Source organism: Pseudooceanicola spongiae, from assembly GCF_014899185.1.
GTDB lineage: Bacteria > Pseudomonadota > Alphaproteobacteria > Rhodobacterales > Rhodobacteraceae > Pseudooceanicola > Pseudooceanicola spongiae.
Map to the genome: position 1 here is coordinate 159,579 of NZ_CP045201.1, position 21,820 is coordinate 181,398.

Annotated in this window: 17 protein-coding genes; 8 read left to right on the plus strand and 9 right to left on the minus strand. The window is 63.5% G+C overall.

Annotated elements, in window-relative coordinates; genetic code table 11:
- Positions 1-99: 99 nt before the first annotated feature.
- Entirely contained in the window at positions 100-297 is a 198-nt protein-coding gene (locus F3W81_RS00725) for a CsbD family protein (protein ID WP_193083520.1), read from the plus strand.
- Between the two features lie 54 nt (positions 298-351).
- Here F3W81_RS00725 and prpE read toward each other — a convergent pair whose 3' ends face one another.
- Both prpE and F3W81_RS00735 read right to left on the minus strand, forming a co-directional pair.
- A complete protein-coding gene (gene prpE / locus F3W81_RS00730; RefSeq protein WP_193081694.1) occupies positions 352-2,256 on the minus strand; it encodes a propionate-CoA ligase PrpE in 1,905 nt (634 codons plus the stop codon).
- A 278-nt stretch (positions 2,257-2,534) separates the two neighbouring features.
- A complete protein-coding gene (locus F3W81_RS00735; protein ID WP_193081696.1) occupies positions 2,535-4,817 on the minus strand; it encodes an NADP-dependent malic enzyme in 2,283 nt (760 codons plus the stop codon).
- Between the two features lie 287 nt (positions 4,818-5,104).
- On the opposite strand from F3W81_RS00735, the gene F3W81_RS00740 reads away from it, so the two are divergent.
- Genes F3W81_RS00740 through upp form a run of 5 tightly spaced genes read left to right on the plus strand, consistent with a single transcriptional unit; the run spans position 5,105 to position 9,692 of the window.
- A complete protein-coding gene (locus F3W81_RS00740; RefSeq protein ID WP_193081698.1) occupies positions 5,105-5,497 on the plus strand; it encodes a cytidine deaminase in 393 nt (130 codons plus the stop codon).
- Position 5,498: 1 nt separating this feature from the next.
- Positions 5,499-6,809: a thymidine phosphorylase gene (locus F3W81_RS00745; protein ID WP_193081700.1), complete on the plus strand. Its 1,311-nt coding sequence runs from the start codon at positions 5,499-5,501 to the stop codon at positions 6,807-6,809.
- Positions 6,806-8,014, plus strand: a complete 1,209-nt coding sequence (locus tag F3W81_RS00750; protein WP_193081701.1) for a phosphopentomutase — start codon at positions 6,806-6,808, stop codon at positions 8,012-8,014. Before F3W81_RS00745 ends, F3W81_RS00750 begins: the two co-directional genes overlap by 4 nt.
- The gene (locus tag F3W81_RS00755) at positions 8,011-9,048 is read left to right on the plus strand and encodes an adenosine deaminase (RefSeq protein WP_193081703.1); all 1,038 of its coding nucleotides are present in this window, start codon (positions 8,011-8,013) and stop codon (positions 9,046-9,048) included. The genes F3W81_RS00750 and F3W81_RS00755 overlap by 4 nt, the downstream gene beginning before the upstream one ends.
- A complete protein-coding gene (gene upp, locus F3W81_RS00760) occupies positions 9,045-9,692 on the plus strand; it encodes a uracil phosphoribosyltransferase (RefSeq protein ID WP_193081705.1) in 648 nt (215 codons plus the stop codon). The genes F3W81_RS00755 and upp overlap by 4 nt, the downstream gene beginning before the upstream one ends.
- 82 nt (positions 9,693-9,774) lie before the next feature.
- Here the strand turns inward: upp and F3W81_RS00765 are convergent, their stop codons facing one another.
- Positions 9,775-10,818 carry a hypothetical protein gene (locus F3W81_RS00765; RefSeq protein ID WP_193081706.1) on the minus strand — a complete coding sequence of 348 codons (1,044 nt, stop codon included), beginning with the start codon at positions 10,816-10,818 and terminating at the stop codon, positions 9,775-9,777.
- Between the two features lie 884 nt (positions 10,819-11,702).
- Here F3W81_RS00765 and F3W81_RS00770 point away from each other — a divergent pair.
- A complete protein-coding gene (locus F3W81_RS00770) occupies positions 11,703-12,449 on the plus strand; it encodes a Hint domain-containing protein (protein ID WP_193081708.1) in 747 nt (248 codons plus the stop codon).
- A 219-nt stretch (positions 12,450-12,668) separates the two neighbouring features.
- Here F3W81_RS00770 and F3W81_RS00775 read toward each other — a convergent pair whose 3' ends face one another.
- Positions 12,669-13,877 (minus strand): multidrug effflux MFS transporter, encoded by a 1,209-nt coding sequence (locus F3W81_RS00775; RefSeq protein ID WP_193081710.1) that lies wholly within the window; start codon positions 13,875-13,877, stop codon positions 12,669-12,671.
- A gap of 145 nt (positions 13,878-14,022) precedes the next feature.
- Here F3W81_RS00775 and F3W81_RS00780 point away from each other — a divergent pair, with 145 nt between their 5' ends.
- Positions 14,023-14,736: a TetR/AcrR family transcriptional regulator gene (locus tag F3W81_RS00780; RefSeq protein ID WP_193081712.1), complete on the plus strand. Its 714-nt coding sequence runs from the start codon at positions 14,023-14,025 to the stop codon at positions 14,734-14,736.
- A gap of 183 nt (positions 14,737-14,919) precedes the next feature.
- Here the strand turns inward: F3W81_RS00780 and F3W81_RS00785 are convergent, their stop codons facing one another.
- The 5 genes from F3W81_RS00785 to F3W81_RS00805 all read right to left on the minus strand — a co-directional run bounded on the left by F3W81_RS00785 (position 14,920) and on the right by F3W81_RS00805 (position 21,784).
- The gene (locus F3W81_RS00785; RefSeq protein WP_193081714.1) at positions 14,920-17,109 is read right to left on the minus strand and encodes a 3-hydroxyacyl-CoA dehydrogenase NAD-binding domain-containing protein; all 2,190 of its coding nucleotides are present in this window, start codon (positions 17,107-17,109) and stop codon (positions 14,920-14,922) included.
- A complete protein-coding gene (locus F3W81_RS00790) occupies positions 17,106-17,591 on the minus strand; it encodes a cupin domain-containing protein (RefSeq protein WP_193081716.1) in 486 nt (161 codons plus the stop codon). Before F3W81_RS00790 ends, F3W81_RS00785 begins: the two co-directional genes overlap by 4 nt.
- 5 nt (positions 17,592-17,596) lie before the next feature.
- Complete coding sequence (locus F3W81_RS00795) at positions 17,597-18,808, minus strand: acetyl-CoA C-acetyltransferase (protein WP_193081717.1); 1,212 nt, start codon at positions 18,806-18,808, stop codon at positions 17,597-17,599.
- A gap of 129 nt (positions 18,809-18,937) precedes the next feature.
- Positions 18,938-19,573: a glutathione S-transferase family protein gene (locus F3W81_RS00800; protein ID WP_193081718.1), complete on the minus strand. Its 636-nt coding sequence runs from the start codon at positions 19,571-19,573 to the stop codon at positions 18,938-18,940.
- A 432-nt stretch (positions 19,574-20,005) separates the two neighbouring features.
- On the minus strand, positions 20,006-21,784 hold the full coding sequence (locus F3W81_RS00805; protein WP_193081719.1) for an acyl-CoA dehydrogenase C-terminal domain-containing protein: 1,779 nt from the start codon (positions 21,782-21,784) through the stop codon (positions 20,006-20,008).
- Between the last annotated feature and the right edge of the window lie 36 nt (positions 21,785-21,820).

Here is a 21,820-nt window from a genome sequence, read left to right on the forward strand (position 1 = left end):
GGCGCACTTTTTCGGGGTAGTGGAACCGGGACGCCTGTGGCCACGTTTTGTCTGTGAAGGATGCAGCAGCATCCAGAAACTCAGATGGAGGATACTCTTATGAACTGGGATCGCATTGAAGGTAACTGGAAGCAATTCAAAGGTTCGGCCCAAGAGAACTGGGGCAAGCTGACCAATGACGACGTCGATGTCGTCGCGGGCAAGCGCCAGCAACTGGTCGGCAAGATCCAGGAACGCTATGGCATCGAAAAAGACGAAGCCGAGCGTCAGGTCGACGAATTCATGGCCAAACACTGATCTTTTCAGTGTTGAGTGGAAGGGGCGGCTCTCAGGAGCCGCCCTTTCTGCATGTCACGCTGGGTGCTTTTGCTTGGCATAGCCAAGGCTTTGCAGCGCCAGGCGGATCTCATCAAGCACGGCCGGGTCATCAATGGTGGCGGGCAGTTTGAACTCCTCCGCGTCCGCGATCTTGACCATCGTCGCACGCAGGATCTTGCCAGAGCGCGTCTTGGGAAGGCGATCCACCACCACCGCCAGCTTGAAGGCCGCAACCGGGCCGATGCGGTCACGCACCATGGTGACGCATTCGCGCACGATCTCCTCATACGGGCGGTTCACCCCCTTCGAGAGGCAGACAAACCCGAGTGGAAGTTGCCCTTTCAGCGGGTCGGACACACCGATGACGGCGGTTTCGGCCACGTCCGGGTGGCTCGCGAGGATTTCCTCCATCGCGCCTGTCGACAGACGGTGCCCTGCGACGTTGATGACATCATCGGTGCGCGCCATGATGTAGACATAGCCGTCCTCGTCGATCATCCCGGCGTCGCCCGTCTCGTAATAGCCGGGGAAGTGCGTCAGGTAGCTTGAGCGGAACCGCGCCTCGGCCTGCCAGAGCGTCGGTAAAGTGCCGGGGGGCAGGGGCAGCTTGATGGCAATCGCGCCGAGCTGGCCGGCGGGCATGGGCTGACCCGCCTCATCCAGCACCTGCACATCGTACCCGGGCATCGGAACGGAGGGCGAGCCGAGCTTGAACGGTAGCGGTTCGATCCCCATCGGGTTGGCGGCAACGGGCCAGCCGGTTTCGGTCTGCCACCAATGGTCGATCACCGGCTTGCCCAGCTTTTCCTGTGCCCAGATCAGCGTGTCGGGATCGGCCCTCTCACCCGCGAGGTAGACGTTCTTGAGGCAGCTGAGGTCATACTTGCGCACATATTCGCCCTCCGGATCCTCGCGTTTGACGGCGCGAAAGGCGGTGGGGGCGGTGAAGAAACTCTTGACCTTGTGCTCGGAGATCACCCGCCAGAAGGTACCCGCGTCCGGTGTGCCAATCGGCTTGCCCTCAAACACGATGGTGGTGTTGCCATGCACCAGCGGCCCGTAGCAGATATAGCTGTGCCCGACGACCCAACCGACATCGGAGGCCGCCCAGAATACATCACCGGGGTCGACGTCGTAGACGTTCTGCATTGACCATTCCAGCGCCACCAGATGCCCGGCGGTGTGGCGCACGACGCCCTTTGGCTGGCCGGTGGTGCCGGAGGTATAGAGGATATAGGCCGGATGATTGCCCTCGACGGGCAGGCAGTCGACCGGCTGAATGCCATACTGAAAGCCGTGCCAGTTCACGTCACGCCCCGGGATCAGCTGAGCCACTTCCTGTTCACGCTGATAGATCACGCAGAAATCGGGCTTGTGCTTCGCCAGATCAATCGCCCCGTCGAGCAGAGGTTTGTAGTGCACGGTGCGCCCAGGCTCCAACCCGCAGGAGGCGGCGATGATCGCCTTGGGCTGGCAATCGTCGATCCTCACCGCCAATTCGTTCGCGGCAAAGCCGCCGAAGACAACCGAATGCACCGCGCCGATGCGCGCACAGGCCAGCATCGCCTCGATCGCCTCAGGGATCATCGGCATGTAGATGATGACTCGGTCGCCCTTTTCCACGCCTTTGGCGCGCAGGGCCCCGGCAAGGGTGGCAACGCGGTTGCGCAGCTCGACATAGGAAATTTCGCGCTTGGTGTGGGTGATCGGGCTGTCGTAGATGATGGCCGTCTGCTCCCCCCGGCCATTTTCGACATGGCGGTCGACGGCGTTCCAGCAGGCGTTGACCATCCCGTCCGAGTACCACTCATAGAGCGGCGCGTTTTCGTCATACAGGGCCTTGCTCGGCTTGCGGTCCCAGTCGATGGCGTCGGCGGCCTGCATCCAGAATGCCTCCGGATCCGCAGCCCAAGCGGCATAGACGTCTTTGTAACCCATAAGATCCTCCTCCTTGACCTTGGCAACCTGCAGTTGCCTCGGGTACCCAATGAGGTACGGGAGCGAGTGCCCTCAGGGCAAGAATGGAATGCGGATCTGTACGGCTACGCGCGAAAAACTTGCGTGTTCAGCGGGATCTGGCCTGCAAAACTTTGCAAATTTTCCGAAGTTTTCATGAATGATGTGAAGGTTGGGCGACTTTGCAAAGTCTGCAAAACCTGTCTCCGGGACATAGCTTTGCGGGGTGCGCCACCTGACAGGCGGCGCACCTTGGTTGATCAGCCGTAGTGGGCGACCGGGGTGCCGGCAATTGCGGCCATGTTCAGCAGGCCGCGCGCAGTGGTCGAGGCGCTGACGATATGGGCGCAGTTGCGCATCCCCATCAGGATCGGCCCGACTTCCAGCCCGCCGCCCTTCATCTTGAGGATGTTGCGCACGCCGGATGCTGTATCGGCATGGCCGAAGACCAGCACGTTGGCAGCCCCTTCAAGACGCGAGTCGGGGAACACTTCATGACGCAGTTTTGCGTCCAGTGCGGTGTCCACGTTCATCTCGCCCTCGTACATGAAGTCGCGCGGTGCGGAATCGAGGATGTCCATGGCGAGGCGCATGCGAATGGCGGCCTCGGTATCCTGATTGCCGAACTGAGAGCGGCTGCAGAGCGCGATCTTCGGCGTCAGGCCAAAGCGCTTGACGTGACGCGCCGCGCCGATGGCGGCCTCTGCGATCTGCTGAGGGCTCGGCTCGGGGTTGATATGCGTGTCGGTCAGGAACAGCGGGCCGTCTTCAAGGATCATCATCGACAGGGCACCTGTGGCCTGACGGTCCGGGCTGCCGAGAACCTGTGTGACATAGTTCAGGTGCCAGCGGTATTCGCCGAACATGCCGCAGATCAGGCTGTCGGCCTCTTCACGGTGCACCATGATCGCGCCGATGGCGGTGGTGTTGGTGCGCATGATGGCGCGCGCGACCTCGGGCGTGACACCGCGACGGGCCATCAGTTTGTGATAGGTCATCCAGTAGTCGCGGTAGCGCGGATCGTTTTCCGGGTTCACGACATGGAAATCGACGCCCGGCTTGATCTTGAGGCCGGCGCGGGTGCAGCGGGATTCGATGACCTCGGGGCGACCGATCAGGATCGGCTGCTCGGTGGTTTCTTCAAGGATCGCCTGGGCGGCACGCAGGACGCGCTCGTCCTCACCTTCTGCAAAGACGATGCGGCGCGAGGCGGTTTGCGCGGCCTCGAAGACCGGACGCATCAGCATGGCCGATTTGAAGACTGAGGAATTCAGCTTGGCCTTGTAGGCGGCAAGGTCGTCAATCGGCAGCGTCGCCACGCCGCTTTCCATCGCGGCCTTGGCCACGGCAGAGGAGACGATGCCAGACAGGCGCGGATCGAAGGGCTTGGGGATCAGGTAATCGGTGCCGAAGGTCAGACGCTCGCCCTGATAGGCGGCGGCGGCCTCGGCGCTGGTGGTGGCGCGGGCGAGGGCGGCGATGCCTTCGATGCAGGCGATCTTCATCTCGTCGTTGATCTCGGTCGCGCCGACGTCAAGCGCGCCGCGGAAGATGAACGGAAAGCACAGGACGTTGTTGACCTGGTTCGGGAAGTCGCTGCGCCCTGTGGCGATGATCGCATCGGGGGCAACGGCACGGGCGAGGTCGGGCATGATCTCCGGCGTCGGGTTGGCAAGGGCGAAGATGATCGGCTGCTTCTTGGTCATCCGGCCGACTTGTTCTGCGGTCAGAACGCCGGGACCGGAGAGGCCCAGGAAAAGGTCCGCACCGTCGATCACATCATCCAGTGTGCGCAGGTCGCTCTTCTGCGCGAAGGCGGATTTGTGCGGGTTCATATCCTCGTTGCGGCCCTCGTGGACCAGCCCGTGGATGTCGCAGAGCCAGATATTCTCGCGCTTGACGCCCAGCTTGACGAGCATGTTCAGGCAGGCGATCCCGGCAGCGCCGCCACCGGTCGAGACGATCTTGATGTCCTCGAATTTCTTGTTGGCGACGCGCAGGGCGTTGGTCGCCGCCGCGCCGACGACGATGGCGGTGCCGTGCTGGTCGTCGTGAAACACGGGGATATTCATCCGCTCGCGGCAGATCTTTTCCACGATGAAACAGTCGGGGGCCTTGATGTCTTCTAGATTGATGGCCCCGAACGTCGGCTCAAGCGCGCAGACGATATCTGCCAGCTTTTCCGGATCGCTCTCGTTCAGCTCGATGTCGAAGCAATCGATACCGGCGAACTTCTTGAAGAGGACCGCCTTGCCCTCCATCACGGGCTTGGAGGCCAGTGCGCCAATGTTGCCGAGGCCAAGCACGGCAGTCCCGTTTGATACGACAGCGACAAGGTTACCGCGCGACGTGTAGCGCGATGCGGCCTTGGGGTCTGCCTTGATCTCAAGGCAGGCCTCGGCGACGCCGGGCGAATAGGCCAGGCTGAGGTCGCGGCCATTGGCCAGCGGCTTGGTTGCGCGGACCTCCAGCTTACCGGGTTTGGGGAATTCGTGATAGGCCAGCGCTGCATCGCGAAGCGTGGTCTTGTCGGTATCGGACATGAGCGGCCTCATCCTCTTTGGAAGTAGTTTAACGCTAAACCATATCCCGGTCAGGGGGAACCCCTCGCCGGGCCCGATATTCTGGCCGCGCCGATTCATCATAGAGCGTGTTGAGGCCGCCTGAAAGCCATTCACAAGGTGGTGAAGCGTCGGGGGCCGAAAAGCCGACAGGGGGCGTTGGGTTAGCCCTTGCAAAGTGTTTCGCAGGCTTGAAGACTGCGCTGGAAACCCCGGTGTTGCGGCACCTGGGGCCTACATGACTGACTGACGCACAAGGAAACTTCCCAATGGACCTGCTGAAAGCCGCCACCGCCGTGCGTGAAAACGCCTATGCGCCCTATTCCAAATTCAAGGTCGGCGCGGCAATCCGCTCGGCCTCGGGTGTGATCTACGCGGGCTGCAACGTCGAAAACGTCGCCTATCCCGAAGGAACCTGCGCCGAAGCCGGGGCGATTGCCGCCATGGTCGCCGCGGGCGAGACCGAGCTGACCGAGGTCTACGTCATCGCCGACAGTCCCGCGCCGGTGCCGCCCTGTGGTGGCTGCCGCCAGAAGCTGGTCGAGTTCGGCAAGCCAGAGGTCAAGGTGACGATGTGCACCACGGACGGCAAGACTTTGGAGATGACGCTGGACGAAATCCTGCCAGGGCGGTTCGTGGCGGACCATATGGCCAACACCTGAGATGACTGCGCGACGGATCATTGCCGCCCTGCGTGATGGGCGCACACCCTCGAAATCCGATCTTACGTGGTTCGCACAAGGGCTGTCGGATGGATCGGTGACGGATGCTCAGGCGGGGGCCTTTGCCATGGCCGTGCTGCTCAAGGGCATCGGAGAGGAGGGGCGGGTCGCCCTGACACTGGCGATGCGCGACAGTGGCCGGGTGCTGACCTGGGATCTGCCGGGGCCGGTGCTCGACAAGCACTCCACCGGCGGTGTCGGGGATTGCGTCAGTCTGGTGCTGGCCCCGGCGCTGGCGGCCTGCGGCGCCTATGTGCCGATGATTTCGGGCCGTGGGCTGGGCCATACCGGCGGGACGCTGGACAAGATGGAGGCGATACCTGGCGTTTCCACGCAGGTGTCCGAGGGCGCGTTTCGCCAACTGGTACGCGAGGCGGGCTGTGCCATCGTTTCGGCCAGTGCCGATATCGCCCCGGCGGATCGGCGGCTCTACGCCATCCGCGATGTCACGGCGACGGTGGAAAGCCTTGATCTGATCACGGCGTCGATCCTGTCGAAAAAGCTCGCCGCCGGGCTTCAGGGGCTGGTGCTGGACGTCAAATGCGGCTCCGGTGCCTTCATGAAATCGCAGGGTGATGCAGCGGCGCTGGCGCGGGCACTGGTGTCGACGGCCAATGCCTCGGGTTGCCCGACGGAGGCCGTGCTGTCGGACATGAGCCAGCCTCTCGCCTCCTCGCTCGGCAACGCTCTGGAGGTCGCGGCCTCGATGCGGGTGCTCTGCGGGCAGGAGCGGGGGCGTCTGGGCGAGCTGAGCATCGCTCTCGGTGCCGGGCTGCTGCTGCAGGGCGGTTTGGTCAAGAGCGTCGAGGCGGGGGCCGAGGCGATGGAGCAGGCCCTGACAAGTGGCCGTGCGGCCGAACATTTCGGGCGCATGGTGGCGCTGATGGGCGGGCCGGTGCGCTTTACCGACGACTGGCAGCGGTTCCTGCCCGAGGCGACGGTGATCCGAGAGGTTGTCGCAGATCGGTCTGGGGTTATCGCGGCGATTGACGGAGAGGCGCTCGGCCTCGCGGTGGTCGATCTGGGCGGCGGGCGCAAGGTCGAGGGCGATGCCATCGACCCCGCCGTAGGCCTGACGGATGTGCTGCGGCTTGGGCAGCGGGTTGAGGCGGGGCAAGCCATTGCGCGGGTCCATGCCGCACGCGAGGGCAGTGCCGATGCTGCGGTGCGCGCGGTGCAGGCTGCGGTAACCATCACGGACGCGGCAGAGGCGACGCCCGGTCCGCTGATCCTGGAAAGGATCACGGGATGAGCCGCGCTTTTCTGGTGGTGATGGACTCGGTCGGGATTGGCGGCGCGCCGGATGCTGCGGATTTCTTCAACGGTGCGCGGCCTGATACCGGGTCCAACACCCTGGCGCATATTGCGCAGGCCTGCGCCGAGGGGCGGGCAGAGGAGGGGCGCAGCGGTGCTCTGCAGTTGCCGAACCTTGCCGCTCTGGGTCTGGGGGCGGCGGTCGAGCTGGCCTCTGGCACGAGCGCGCCCGGACTGCAGGCCACGCCGACCGGCCTCTGGGGCGCGGCGAGCGAGGTCAGTCCCGGCAAGGACACCCCCACCGGCCACTGGGAGCTGGCGGGCGTGCCGGTGCCCTGGGACTGGCATTATTTCCCCGACACAACGCCTGCCTTCCCAGCCGAGCTGGTGGCCGAGGTTTGCCGCCTTGCGGGCACCGACGGGATCCTTGGCAACTGCCACGCCAGCGGGACCGAGGTGATCGCCCGCCTTGGCGCGGAGCACCTGAGAACCGGCTGGCCGATTTGCTATACCTCTGCTGACAGCGTGTTCCAGATTGCGGCGCATGAGGGCAGCTTTGGCAACGACCGCCTGCAAACGCTGGCAAAAGATCTCTCGCCCATGCTCCACGTGATGAAGGTGGGGCGGGTGATCACGCGACCTTTCGTGGGCGAGGAGGGCACGTTCACCCGCACCGCCAACCGTCGCGATTATGCCATGGCGCTGCCCAGCCCGTCGCTGTGCGACTGGGTGCAGGCGGCAGGGGGCACTGTCCACGGGGTCGGCAAGATCGGCGACATCTTCTCGATGCAGGGGATTGATGACGTGGTGAAGGGCTCTGACGCGGCGCTGATGGATCAGCTGGACCGACTGGTCGGGGAGGCCGAAGAGGGCGCGCTTACCTTCGCCAATTTCGTGGAATTCGACAGCCTCTATGGACATCGGCGTGATATTTCGGGATATGCCCGCGCGTTGGAATGGTTTGATGGCCGGATCGGCGCTGTGATCAATCGGCTGAGGCCGGGGGACATGCTGCTCTTGACGGCGGACCACGGGAATGATCCCAGCTGGTTCGGCAGCGACCACACCCGGGAACGGGTGCCGGTGCTGATTGCGGGCCTTGGGGCCGGGCCGCTGGGCCTGTGCCAGTTCACAGATGTTGCGGCCACCGTGGCGCGTCACCTTGGCGTGGCGGCGCAGGGGCCGGGAAGGAGCCTGATATGAGAGACCGAGAGCGAGATCGCGACTCCGACCTGGACCTGGAATTCGACGTGGCCGAGCTGCGCAAGGTGGAGCTGCACCTGCACCATGAAGGCGCCGCCCCGCCGGAGTTCATCCGTCGCATCGCGCAGGAAAAGCGCATCGACCTCGGCAAGGTTTTTGACGCCCGTGGTAACTATGCCTACACGGATTTCGTCGATTTCCTGAGGGTTTACGAGGCCGCGACCGAGGTGCTGAAAACGCCCGAGGACTACGCCCGCCTGACCACCGCTGTGCTGGAGCAATCCGCCGAGAACGGGGTGATCTATTCCGAGACCTTCCTGTCGCCGGATTTCTGTGGTGGCAGCGATGTCGGCGCGTGGAAGGAATACCTGCATGCGATCCGCGAGGCGGCGGACGCGGCAGAACGCAATATGGGCATCGTGTTGCGTGGCGTGATCACCTGCATCCGCCACTTCGGCCCCGACAAGGCCCGTGCCACGGCTGCCTGCGCGGCCGAGACGGCGGGCGACTGGATCGTCGGCTTCGGCATCGCCGGGGATGAGGCCAAGGGCAAGCCCAAGGACTTTTCCTATGCCTTTGATATGGCACGCGAAGCTGGCTTGCACCTGACCGCCCACGCGGGCGAATGGGGCGGGCCGCAATCGGTGCGCGACGCGATCAATGACCTTGGCGTCAGCCGCATCGGCCATGGCGTGCGCGCGATCGAGGATCTGGCGCTGGTCGATCAACTGGCCGAATCCGGCGTCGTGCTGGAGGTCTGCCCCGGCTCGAACGTGGCGCTGAGGGTCTATCCCGACATCGCCCGCCATCCCATTCAGATGCTGCGCGAGCGTGGCGTCAAGGTGACCGTCTCGACCGACGATCCGCCGTTCTTTCACACCACGATGAACCGTGAATACGAGGCATTGCGCACGACCTTCAGCTGGGACAGGGAGGTCTTTGCCGAGATCGCCCGCAACTCGCTGGACGCCGCTTTCTGTGATGCCGACACCAAAGCAAAACTGGCCAAGCGCCTTGAGGAGACCCCGGCATGAGCGACAGCCCCGAGATCGAACACCTGACCATCGTCACCCACCCGATGGTGCAGCACAAGCTGACACTGATGCGCGAGGAAGAGACCTCGACCGCGAAGTTCCGTCAGTTGTTGCGTGAAATCAGCCAGTTGCTGGCCTATGAGATCACCCGCAACATGGAAATGACCACCAAGCGCATCAAGACCCCGATGGAGGAAATGGACGCGCCTGTGCTGGATGGCAAGAAGCTGGCGCTGATCTCTATCCTGCGGGCAGGCAACGGTCTGATGGATGGCATTCTTGAGCTGGTTCCAGCGGCGCGCGTCGGTTTCGTCGGGCTGTACCGGGACGAGGAAACGCTGCAGCCGGTCCAGTATTATTTCAAGGTGCCGGAGAGCCTCGGCGACCGGCTGGTGATCGCGGTCGATCCGATGCTGGCGACGGGGAATTCGTCGGTGGCGGCGATCGACCTGCTGAAAAAGGCCGGTGCGACGAACATCCGCTTTCTCTGCCTGCTGGCCGCGCCTGAGGGCGTTGCGCGCATGAAAGAAGCGCACCCGGATGTGCCGATCGTGACCGCCTCTCTCGACAGTCATCTGAACGAGCAGGGCTATATCGTGCCGGGTCTGGGCGATGCCGGTGACCGGATGTTTGGCACGAAATAAGCCCTTTTCAGGGGCGTCAATGCAACGGCCCGCAGTTTGCGCTGCGGGCCGTTTTGCGTTGTGCTGTGGTGGCTTGCAGGCCTTAGTTGCCGCAGATGCTCTGCAGGCGCAGCCAGTCGGAATCGCGCAGCACCGGGGTCGGGGCGCCATTCGGAAAGGGGTCCGCTTCGATGAGCTTCAGCATGTCGTTGGCACGGGTGCCTTGCACGCCAAGGTCGTGCGCCGTGGCGTAGGGGCGGGTCTGGATGCCCGCTGCTGCAAACCCTGCGATCAGCGTGTCATCCGAGAGTTTCACCGGAATCGCCTTGAGCAGAGAGCTGGCGTGCAGGCGCAGGATGTCGTCTGAGATATCGCCGGTGGTCAGCAGGCGCAGCACGGCGGCGGTGCCCGCTTCGTCCAGCAGCCGGTCGATGGGATCGCGGGCATCGGCGCGCAGACGCTCGGCGACGATGAACCCGGCCGTGACCTCAGGATCCTCAAAATCCTCGACCATCTTGCGGTTCAGCAGGATGATGCCACCGGGCAGATGCGCGGTGTCGGGGACGCCGCTGCGCACCACAAACAACTTGGGCAGGGCGCCCGAGGGGCCGCGCAGGCGCTCTGCCAGCCGTTGCAGGGCGATATCACCACCGCCGGCGCTACAGGGCGGGCCGGTCAGCGCCTGAACCTTGGTGAACAGCTTGGCCCCGATCTCGTCCCGCTTGACCTGCGGCAGCACCGCAAGGGCCTGCCGCTCCAGCGCTTCGGGCAGCCAGATGAAGCCGCAAGAGGCGATCACGCCGAGAAACGCCAGAACCATCCAAAGGCGCAGGCGGCCTTTGCGGGGGCGGCGGCGTTCGACGGTGCTGCGCAGTTTCTCAAGCGCCTCGATCATCTCGGCCTCTTCGGGCGCGAGGTGCAGCGTCTCGCCGGAATCGCCGTCGGGGTGATAAATTGCTGGGGTTTCCCCGGGGTTGGCACGCGCCAGAGCGGCTATCGACCAATGCGTCAGGGGCCGATCCTGAAGGTCCGAAATGACCACAGTCGCCTCGCCGATGGAAACAATGACGTCCCGAGGCTCGGTGCCCGCAGCCTCCCGCCACTGGGCGGCGGCTTCCAGCCGCTGATACTTCTCCAAGGCTGTCATTCAGGTCTGCTCTTCCGGATCGTTCTGCGGGGGCTCTGTCTGGGACATGTGCCAGCCTTCTGATTGCCCGACAGATTAGCACGGGGTTTGACGGGGCCGCAATCATGCGAAGAAACGTAGGCAATCGGACTCTTGTTTACCTAGCGTTAAGGTCTGAGCGGTCAGGTCACTGTCAGACGGGCAGGGACGTTGCGCACCGAGGTGGTGCCATCCTTGCCGGTTTTATCTGCAGGAGGTGGGTCTTGGATCAGGTGCTGACCGTTGTTGTTTCAGGTCTGGTGTGTGGTGGAGTGATGCTGCGTTGGGGGTATCCGCAATTTCGGGTGCGCACGAGTGCATTGCGGCGTTTGCGGTCGCGGGCCCGATAGCGCCTGGGGCGCTCGCTTGTACACATTCTATGGCTCGCGCACAGGCGGAGCGCTCTGCCTGTATGGGCGACGAGGGCCGCTCCGCCAGGCCACAGGCGATTCGCGGAGCATAAGAAAAGCGAAGCCATTTTTGCGGTTTCGCTATGCTTGTCGACATTGTGACGCTTTTTAGCGCCATTTCCTACGTATTCGATGCCGGCGCGCGCTACCCCACGACGCCGGTTTGATGGATGCAGACATGTCGAAATCCGGCTTGAACGGAATTTTAGGGTCTCTTTTGGAGTAATCGGCGTAAATCGTTCTGAATCCTGACTGACCTGTCGCAAAAGCGATGCAGCTTACTCGACAGACTCTCATCCTAATGCGAAAATCTGAGCAAGTGATGAAGGGGCCCTGTATATCTGCCCCGATGTTGTCTGTGCGGCTGGCGTTCCAGCCGGTCCTTGTTCTGTACCGAGTTCGGGTTTTGCGCCAAGAGAGCCACTGACGTGGGCGAGCCAGACGGGATTGCCGGACATGTTTGATATCAGTTTGCTGCGAATCCAGAGCCATGAGGCCCGGCCAGACGAAAACGTCCGGCTGCCTCATCACACGTTTGCCCCTGAAATCCGCTTTCGCGACCATGAAAGCGCCCTGTCGGGGATGCTGGCAGGCACCCGCGTGGCCACGGTTGTCGGCTGGCAAAAGATCGAAACCCTGCAGGTCGGGGACGCGGTTCTGACCTTTGACAACGGGCTGCAACCGTTGCGCGCCATCACCCGACTCGATCTGTGGAGCGGCGCTGGCGACTGCCCCAAAGAGCAACATCCGCTGCATGTTCCCGCCGCAGCGATCGGCAACCGCGAAGACCTTATTTTGCTGCCCCGCCAAGGGGTTCTGATCGAGAGCGCCACTGCTGAGCGGGCCTTTGGCGACCCGCTTGTGCTGTTGCGTGCAGAGGTGCTCGACGGGCTCTGCGCCACGTCGCGGCGCCGGGCAACGCCGGGCCGTCAGGTCTATCTGCTGGAGTTCGATGATGATCAGCTGGTCTTTGCCAGCACCGGCGCGCTGTGCATCTGTCCGGCGGGCGGAGACCTGCTGAACCGCAGGTTTGCGCGCCCGACCGGCACAGGGGGTCAGTACACCGTTCTGAGCATGGAGAGCGATCCTGCGCTGATCGCCGAGATCCTGTGGGAGCTGGATGTGACCTGGGCCGGCATCGTGGCGCGCAAACGCCAGCAGGCGGACCGCAGGCCCGCTCAGGGCAGCCGTCTGGTCATCTGACCCGGGGTCTGGTCCTCACTCCCGCCATTTTGAATGGTTAACGGCTCGGAGCGGCGAAATCGCAATGTCGGTATTGCGTCGGTAACCCGTCGGTATTTGAACGGTGCGACATCCGCCCCCGGACCAAAGGTTAACGCAGCAGGACCATGGGCTGAACAGCAGTCGGGCCGGCCCGCAGTGCGGCGGCCCGGCCCGTTCGGTGGTCCTGTTCGGGGTGCCTCAGCTCGAGGCGGGCAGGGGCTGCATCCCGGCTTCATCGGAGAAGGTGGTCAGCGCCAGCACCAAAGCTGAGACCGTGGCCACGGTGATCACGACCACCAGTGCCATCGCGCTGCCGTCGGTCAGTAGGCCAACCGCCAGCGCGCCGAGGGCGCCAAAGCCAAAACCGCAGGCGCCCATCAGCGCCGAGGCGGTCCCGGCCAGCTTGCCCTGACGATCCAGCGCCAACAGCGAACAGGTCGGCATGACCAGCCCGAGGCTGCCGACGAAGAAGAAGCACGTCACCAGGAAGGCAGGCAGAGTCAGCTCTCCGATGACCAGCAGCAGTGTCATCACCAGCGTCACGGCGGCGCGAAACGCCATGGCGCGACGGGCGAGGGTCACAGCGCCGTAGCGCGCGATCAGCTTGTGCGAAAAACGCGCCATTAGTGTCAGCCCAATGGCATTGACGGCGAAGGCGGCCGAAAACTCCAGCGGGGTCAGCCCGTAGTAGCCGATCAGCACCACGGATGCCGAGGACAGATAGGCGAAGAACCCACCCTGGGTCAGCGCCATCGCCCCCGCGTAGGGCACGAAATCACGATTCACCAGCAGGCGACCATAGTTGCGCAGGGCGTGGCGCGGATTGCTCTGGGCGCGGGCCTCGGGCGAGCGCGGCTCGGGCATGAAGCGCCAGACGATGACGAAAACCACCGCCGACAGAAAGGCGAGGGCGTAGAAGATCCACTGCCAGGGGCCGAAGGTCAGCAGCGTCGCCCCAATGATCGGCGAGATGACCGGCGCAAGGCCGAGCACGATCACCACCATCGACATCATCCGGGCCGCCATCTGGCCGCTGAACTTGTCGCGCACCGATGACATGGCGATGACCATGCCGATCGAGCCGCCGATGCCCTGCAGCAGACGCCAGAGCATCAGGTCGTGCACGGAGCCGGCAAAGATGCAGCCGATGGACGAGATGAAGAACATGGCGAGGCCGAAATAGACCACAGGCTTGCGTCCGGTGCGGTCCGACAACGGCCCCAGCACCAGCTGCCCGCCGCAAAAGCCGACGAAGAAGGCCATGACCGACAGTTCGATCTCGCCTTCGGCGGCACCAAGGTCAGCCGCCATCTTGGGCATGGCGGCCAGATACATATCCATTGCAAATGGCCCGAGCGCTGCAATCGCCCCGAGACAAATGGCCAGGATGCGCGTTTCGCGATCCATGAAAAACTCCTGAAAAATACGTGACGACGTCCATTGCATGATGGACGCATGTGTTGTCACTTAAGAAACACTTGCGTTTCCTATAGTCAAGACTATTCTGCGCCGCAGCACGGCAAGCGGCTATGCAAGAACAGGGATGCTGAAGATGACGACATCAGGCACCGGGGACAACGCCAGCGCAGAGACGCTCTGCCCCGGGCAGGACGACGGCGCCCCCACGTCGCGGGACGCCCGCATCGGCCGCCCGCTCGCGCTTAGCCCGGAAGACAGGCGCATGGCGCTGGTGCGCGCGGCGGGGCAGGTGTTCCGGCGCGACGGGTTCTCGGGCGCCACGATGCAAAAGATCGCCGCCGAAGCCGGCATGTCCAAGCGCACCCTCTACCGGATCTTCCCCGACAAGCGTGCCGCCTTCGAGGCGCTGCTGGGCGTGCAACAACACGGCACCCCGCTCTCGCCCTATGGCTATCGCCCCGGCGACGACCCGCGAGCGGAACTGCAGCGTTCGCTGTTTTCGCTGACCCGCTACATCCTGTCGCCGAAACGGATCACCCTGACCCGACTGGTGATCGCCGACTCCCAGCAACACCCCGAACTCTCCGAGAGCTTTCATCGCCTCGAAGTCGCCGCCCTGATCGCCCAGAGCACCGAGCGCTTCAAGCGCTTGCGCGCCGATGGCGCCATCCTCACCGATCAGGCGGTCGACCTCTCCCGCCTGATGATCGGCGCGATCATCGGCTTCCGCCAGGTCGCGGCCATGTCGACCCATCCCACCCCGGAGCAGGACCCCGACGACCTCGCCGCCCGCGTCGCCCAGGTGATCGAGATCTTCGCCCCCGCCCTCGGCCTCTCGCCCCGCTGACCGGCTCTCTCATCTTGCCCGAAATACTTCGGGGGGCCGCAGGCGGGGGCAGAGCCCCCTCCGCACGTGCCACGAAAAAACCGCCCGAAGGTCTCCCCCCGGACGGTCTCAAATCAGCCAAAACCCTCAGATCACGCGGCTTTCGCCAAGTCTTAAATCACGCGGCTTTCGCCAGGTCTTAAATCACGCGGCTTTCGCCGCTGGCCCGAAGCGCTTGTAGAAGCTCTGGTTCTTCTCGGCCATCTCACGCAGCAGATCCGGGCAGGCGAACCGAGCGCCATAGCTCTCAGTCAGGTCGTCACAGCGCTCGGCCGCATAGGCCGCACCGATCATGTCGAGCCAGCTGAACGGCCCACCGGACCAGGGCGCAAAACCCCAGCCGAGGATCGCGCCGACATCACCTTCGCGGATGTCTTCCAGCACGCCCTCCTGCAGCGCCCGCACCGCTTCCAGCACCTGCGCGAACATCAGGCGATGCTGCACTTCGATCAGGTCGGGCTGTTCGTCTGCCAGAGGATATTTCTCCGCCAGACCCTCCCAGATCCCGGTGCGTTTACCCTTGTCGTCATAGGCGTAAAAGCCCGCGTTGGCCTTGCGTCCCAGACGGCCCTCGTCGAACAGCCAGAACATCAGATCATCGACGCCCTTGGAGTCTTTCGGATAGGCATCGCCCATGGCGGCTTTCGTCGCCTTGGCGATCTTCACGGCCAGATCGATCGAGGTTTCGTCGATCAGTTGCAGCGGGCCGACAGGCATCCCCAGCATCCGTGCGGCGTTTTCCACCAGCGTTGGCGACACGCCTTCGCTGACCATCCGCGCGCCTTCATTCAGGTAGGGAATGATGCAGCGGTTGGCATAGAAGAAGCGCTCGTCATTGACCACGATGGGCGTCTTGCGGATCTGGCGCACGTAATCCAGCGCTTTGGCGACGGCGATGTCGCCGGTTGCCTTGCCCTTGATGATCTCGACCAGAAGCATCTTCTCGACCGGCGAGAAGAAGTGGATGCCGATGAACTGCTCGGGGCGCGACGAGGCCTTGGCGAGTTCGGTGATCGGCAGGGTCGAGGTGTTGGAGGCAAAGATGCAGGTGTCGGGAATGACCGCCTCGACAGCCTTGGTGACTTCGGCCTTGATGCTCGGGTCCTCGAACACCGCTTCGATGATCAGATCGGCGTCGGCGAGGGCGTTGTAGTCGGTGGTCGCGGTGATGCGGCCCAGCACTTCGGCCTTCTTCTCGGGCGTGCCTTTCTTGCGGGCGATGCCCTTGTCGAGATAGGCCTCGGTGTAGGCTTTGCCCTTGTCGGCGGCCTCCTGCTTCTGGTCGATCAGCACCACTTCGATGCCGGCCTGAGCAGAGACCAGCGCGATGCCGGCCCCCATCATGCCGGCGCCCAGCACACCGACCTTCTTGACCCGTTGATCGGGGGCATCGGGGCGGTTGGCGCCTTTTTCCAGCGCTTCCTTGTTCAGGAACAGCGACCGGATCATGTTGCCCGAGGACGGGTTCATGATGACAGAGGTGAACCAGCGCGCCTCGATCTTCAGGGCGGTGTCGAAAGGCACCATCAGCCCCTCATAGACGGCCGAGAGCATTGCCTTGGGGGCCGGGTAGGCGCCCCAGGTGTTGACCATGATCATCGCATTGGCGCCGACGAAGGTCTGGAAGCCCGCCGGAGTATAGGGCGCGCCACCGGGCACCTTGTAGCCCTTGGCATCCCAGGGCTTGAGGATATCGGCGTCGGTCGCGCTCAGCACCCAGGCCTTGGCGGCGGCGAGCGGGTCTTCGACCACCTCGTCGATGATGCCAGCTTTCTGGGCCGCTTTCGGGTCGCTGAGTTTCGCCTGCAGCAGGAAGGGCGAGGCGTTCATCACGCCGAGCTTGCGCACCAGCCGCGTGGTGCCGCCCGAGCCGGGGAAGATGCCGACCTGAATTTCCGGCAGGCCGATCTTGGCCTTGGGAGTGTCGGCGGCAAAGATGCGATGGGTGGACAGCGGCAGTTCCAGCCCGATGCCAAGCGCGGTGCCGGTCAGGGCCGTCGCAATCGGCTTGCCGCCCTTGTTGGTCTTGGCGTCCATGCCCGCACGTTCGATTTTGCGCAGCAGGTGGTGCAGGGACATTATGCCGTCAAAAACGCCCTCAACCCCCTGTTCCTTGAAACCCGCAAGGACGTTCAGGTCCATCCCGGCGGCAAAGGTGTCCTTGCCCGAGGTGATGACGATGCCCTTGACGGCGTCATCGGCCAACGCATCGGTGATGGCGGCGTCCAGCTCGGCTGCGCCGTCCATCGTCAGCACGTTCATCGATTTCCCGGGCAGGTCCCAGGTGATCACGGCGACGCCATCGGCGCCTTTTTCCATGGTAAAGTCGGTCATGTCTCGCTCCCTTGAGCGGACCCTGATGCGGGCCCTTCAATCTCTGTGCCATCGCGGCGGATCAGCCGCCGCGTGCCGTTTTCGCGAATGAGGATCTTGTCGATCTCGGAGTAGTGGACGACGTCATCGGCCTTGCGCGTGCCCACGATCAGGAAAGAGCAGGGGGCATCGGAGGTGTTCACCACATGATGCCCGTTCGCCACCCCGGCAGGCCAGCAGGCAGAATCGCCCGCGTGCAGGGGGTAGCTTCCTTCGTCCTCGATCAGCGTCGCGGTGCCGGTCAGCATGTAAAGGAACTCGTCCTCCTGCTCATGCCAATGGCGGTCAGACGAGCGTGCGCCCGGTTGCAGCACCTCGACGAAGGCGCCGAACTGGGTCAGCCCGCCGGTGTCGGAGAACAACAGGTCCTCATACTCGCCAAGGACCTCGCGCGCCTCCGGCGTACCGGAGTCGCGTCTGACCATATCGGGGGTGACGCGCATGCCGGTTACACCAGTTCGATGATCGTGGCCGCGCCCATACCGGAGGCGACGCAGAGCGTGGCGAGGCCGGTGCCTTTGCCGGTCCGCTCCATCTCGTCCAGCAGGGTGCCGATGATGATCGCGCCGGACGCCCCCAGCGGGTGACCCATGGCGATGGCACCGCCGTTGACGTTCAGCTTGGCGTGATCGACGTCAAAGGCCTGCATGAAGCGCAGCACGACGGCCGAGAACGCCTCGTTCACCTCGAACAGGTCGATGTCGGCAATCGTCATGCCCGCGTCCTTGAGGATCTTCTGCGTCGCAGGCACGGGGCCGGTCAGCATGATCGTCGGATCGGTGCCGATCTTGGCGGTGGCGCGGATGCGGGCGCGCGGTTTCAGCCCGTGGGCTTCGCCGAATTCCTTGGACCCGATCAGGATCGCGGCAGAGCCATCGACGATGCCGGAGGAGTTGCCCGCGTGGTGGACGTGGTTGATCGCGGCGAGATGCGGGTACTTCAGCATCGCCACCTTGTCGAAGCCGGGCATGACTTCGCCCATGTCCTTGAAGGCTGGTTTCAGCCCGCCAAGCGCCTGCATGTCGGTGCCGGGGCGCATGTATTCATCGGTGGACAGGATCGGCAGGCCATTGATGTCACGGATGGTGATGATCGACTTCTCGAAGCGGTTGTCGGCCCAAGCGGCACCGGCCCGCTTCTGGCTCTCCATCGCGAAGGCATCGACGTCGTCGCGCGAAAAGCCGTACTCGGTGGCGATGATGTCGGCGGAAATGCCTTGCGGCACGAAATACCGCTCCATCGCGACGGTCGGATCAACGGCAACTGCGGCCCCGTCACTGCCCATCGGCACGCGCGACATGCACTCGACACCGCCCGCGATATAGGCCTGACCGGCGCCCCCCTTGATCTGGTTGGCGGCGAGGTTCACGGCCTCCATGCCGGACGCACAGAAGCGGTTGATCGACAGGCCCGGGATCGCCTCGTCGAGGTCCGAGGCCAGAACGGTGGTGCGCGCAAGGCAGCCGCCCTGTTCCATGGCCTGCGTGGCATTGCCCCAGATCACGTCCTCGATGACGTGACCCGACAGGTCCGAGCGTTCGCGGATCGCGTTCAGCATCTGCTTGCCGAGCGCGACGGACGTGACTTCGTGCAGCGACCCGTCAGCGCGGCCCTTGCCACGGGGGGATCGCACGGAATCGTAGATATAGGCTTCGGTCATGATGTCCTCAGTCCTCCTGGTTCTTCGGGAAAGCTCCTCCGCCCCCCGTTCACGTTTCAATGTCGTCAGCCTGCGGTGGGATTGCTACCGCGACGTTGCGTTCTGAAGGGGCGTTCCGCGACGTTGCGTTCAGGCACGTTCGGAAGGATTGCCGGGCATCAGATCATAGGGGTGCTTCCAGCCGGGCAGAGCTTCGATATTGCTCAGCCAGCGGTCGATGTTAGGCCAGTCACTGCGGGTGAAGGTGAAGGGCTCCGGGTAAAAAAGATATCCGCAGTTCGAGAAATCGGCATTGGTCGGGCCATCGCCCACCAGCCAGTCGCGCCCTTCAAGGCCCGCATCGAGGGTCTTGAAGGCACTTTTCAGACGGGCGGCAATGAAGCCGATGATGTCGGGGTTGCGCTTGTCCTCAGGCAGGAAGTTCATCTGAAAGCGCAGCATGCCCGCCTGGGACGAGACCTTGTGGTTGTCAAAGAACACCCAGCGCATGACATCGCGCGCCTCGGCAGGCGTTGCGCCGCCGAACTTTCCGGATATCTCGGTGATATACATCTGCATCACACCGGATTGGGTCAGGGTGACATCGCCATCCACCAGGACCGGAACTTCGCCCATGATGTTGAGCGCCTGATAGTCGGGGCTGCGCGTCTCGCCGCCGAAAAAGTCGACCTTCACCGGTTCCCAGGCAAGACCCGAGAGTTCCAGCGGCAGGGCCGCCTTGTAGGCATTGCCGCTTTCCCCGAAGCAGTAGAGCTTGATCGTCATGGTGTCCTCCCAGTTGACCTGTCGAAGCCGGGGGTTTCACACCCCCGGACCCCCGTGAAGTATTTCCCGCAAGATGAAGGAGCTTTAATCGAAAAGTAATCAAAGATTTGAAAAGTGATCTGACGTTACAGGCTGAAGAGCCGATGGGCGTGCAAGGTGACGCCCCGTCTTGATATATCTGGTAGCCAATCCGGTGAGGCGAGACGGGGTGGAGCTACTCTCAGGGGACACGTGTCGGATCTGAAAGCTCAGCGGCTCAACTCATCTTGCCAAAAATACTTCCGCCGGAGGCATCGGGCGGTTTTTGCCAGCGCAACGGATCCTGTTTTTTGGCGGCGGCGCAAATCGTCTTCGGCTTTGCTGGTGGGGGAGGCACTGAGAGGTGCGCTCCCCCTTTCCCTGCGGTGACGATCTGATCGCGCCGCCGCCGCTTCAGAAGTTGGCTGCGTCCAGAGCCATCACCGTGTCGGCGCCAGAGAGGATCCGTTGCAGGTGCATGGCGGTCGCGGGCAGTCGGCGGGCCATGTAGTAGCGTCCCGTCGTGATCTTGGTTTCATAGAAGGTTGCATCGCCCGTGCCCTCGGCAAGTTTCGCTTTGGCGGCGATCGCCATCTGAGCCCACATGTATCCAAGGCAGACGTGACCGAAAAGGTGCATGAAGTCGTAGGAGCCTGCGAGCGCGTGGTTGGGGTTCTTCATACCGTTCTGCATGAAGTACATCGCCGCCTCCTGCAGTTGCTTGGACGCCCCTTTCAGCGGCTCGATGAAGTGCTTGGCGATCTCCTCGTCCTCTGCGTTGTCCTTGCAGAAGTCCTTGAGGATCGCGAACAGGGTCATCGCCGGTTTGCCGCCCTTGGCGGAGAGCTTGCGGCCCACCAGATCAAGCGCCTGCACGCCGTTGGCGCCCTCGTAGATCATCGCGATGCGGGCGTCGCGGGTGAACTGCGACATGCCCCATTCCTCGATATAGCCATGGCCGCCGTAGACCTGCTGGGCCTGCACGGTCATGTCGTAGCCCTGATCGGTGAGGAACCCTTTCAGCACCGGGGTCAGCAGGGAGATCAGGCCCTCGGCTTCGTCATCGCCCATGGAGCGGGCCTTGTCGATCAGCGTGCCGCCCCAGAGACCGAAGGCGCGGGCGCCCTCGATGAAGCTCTTCTGGTCCATCAGCATGCGGCGCACGTCGGGGTGCACGATGATCGGATCGGCGGGGCCTTCGGGGTTTTCGGTGCCGGTGACGGCGCGCCCCTGCAGGCGGTCGTTGGCGTAGATCACCGCATTTTGGTAGGCGGCGACGGCCTGGGACAGGCCCTGCATGCCGACGCCGAGGCGGGCTTCGTTCATCATGGTGAACATGGCGCGCATGCCCTTGTGGGCCTCGCCGAGCAAATAGCCGGTGGCGCCGTCGTAGTTCATCACGCAGGTGGCGTTGCCGTGAATGCCCATCTTCTCTTCGATCTTGCCGACCGAGAGGGCGTTGCGATCACCGAGGCTGCCATCTTCGTTCACCATCAGTTTCGGCACGATGAACAGGGACACGCCCTTGATGCCGTCAGGGCCGCCGGGGATCTTGGCCAGCACCAGGTGGATGACGTTGTCGGCCATGTCGTGATCGCCGGCAGAGATGAAGATCTTCTGCCCGGTGATGAGGTAGCTGCCGTCGTCCCGGGGTTCGGCCTTGGTGCGCATGAGGCCGAGATCCGTGCCGCACTGCGGCTCGGTCAGGTTCATGGTGCCGGTCCATTCACAGGAGACCATCTTGGGCAGGAACATCTGTTTCTGCGCATCCGTGCCATGGACATGGATCGCGGAATAGGCGCCGTGCGTCAGGCCGGGGTACATCATGAAGGCCTGATTGGCAGCCGAGAACATCTCGCCCGTGGCCACGGTCAGGATGTAGGGCATGCCTTGCCCGCCGTACTCCGGGTCGCAGTCGAGGCCGGTCCAGCCGCCGTCGCGCAGCTGGTCAAAGGCCTTCTTGAAGCCCGTGGGGGTGCGCACGACACCATTCTCCAGGTGCACGCCTTCCTTGTCGCCGACCACGTTCAGGGGGGCGATGACCTCGGACGATATCTTTGCCGCTTCGCCGAGGATGGCAGCCGTGAAATCACGGTCCAGTTCCTCGTAAGCCGGGACATTCTGTTCCGTGATCCTGAGAACATCGTGAATGACAAATTGCAGGTCATCGACCGGTCCGGTGTAGCTAGGCATCGTTCCTCCTCCCGAGGTCTTTCAAATGGGCCCTGC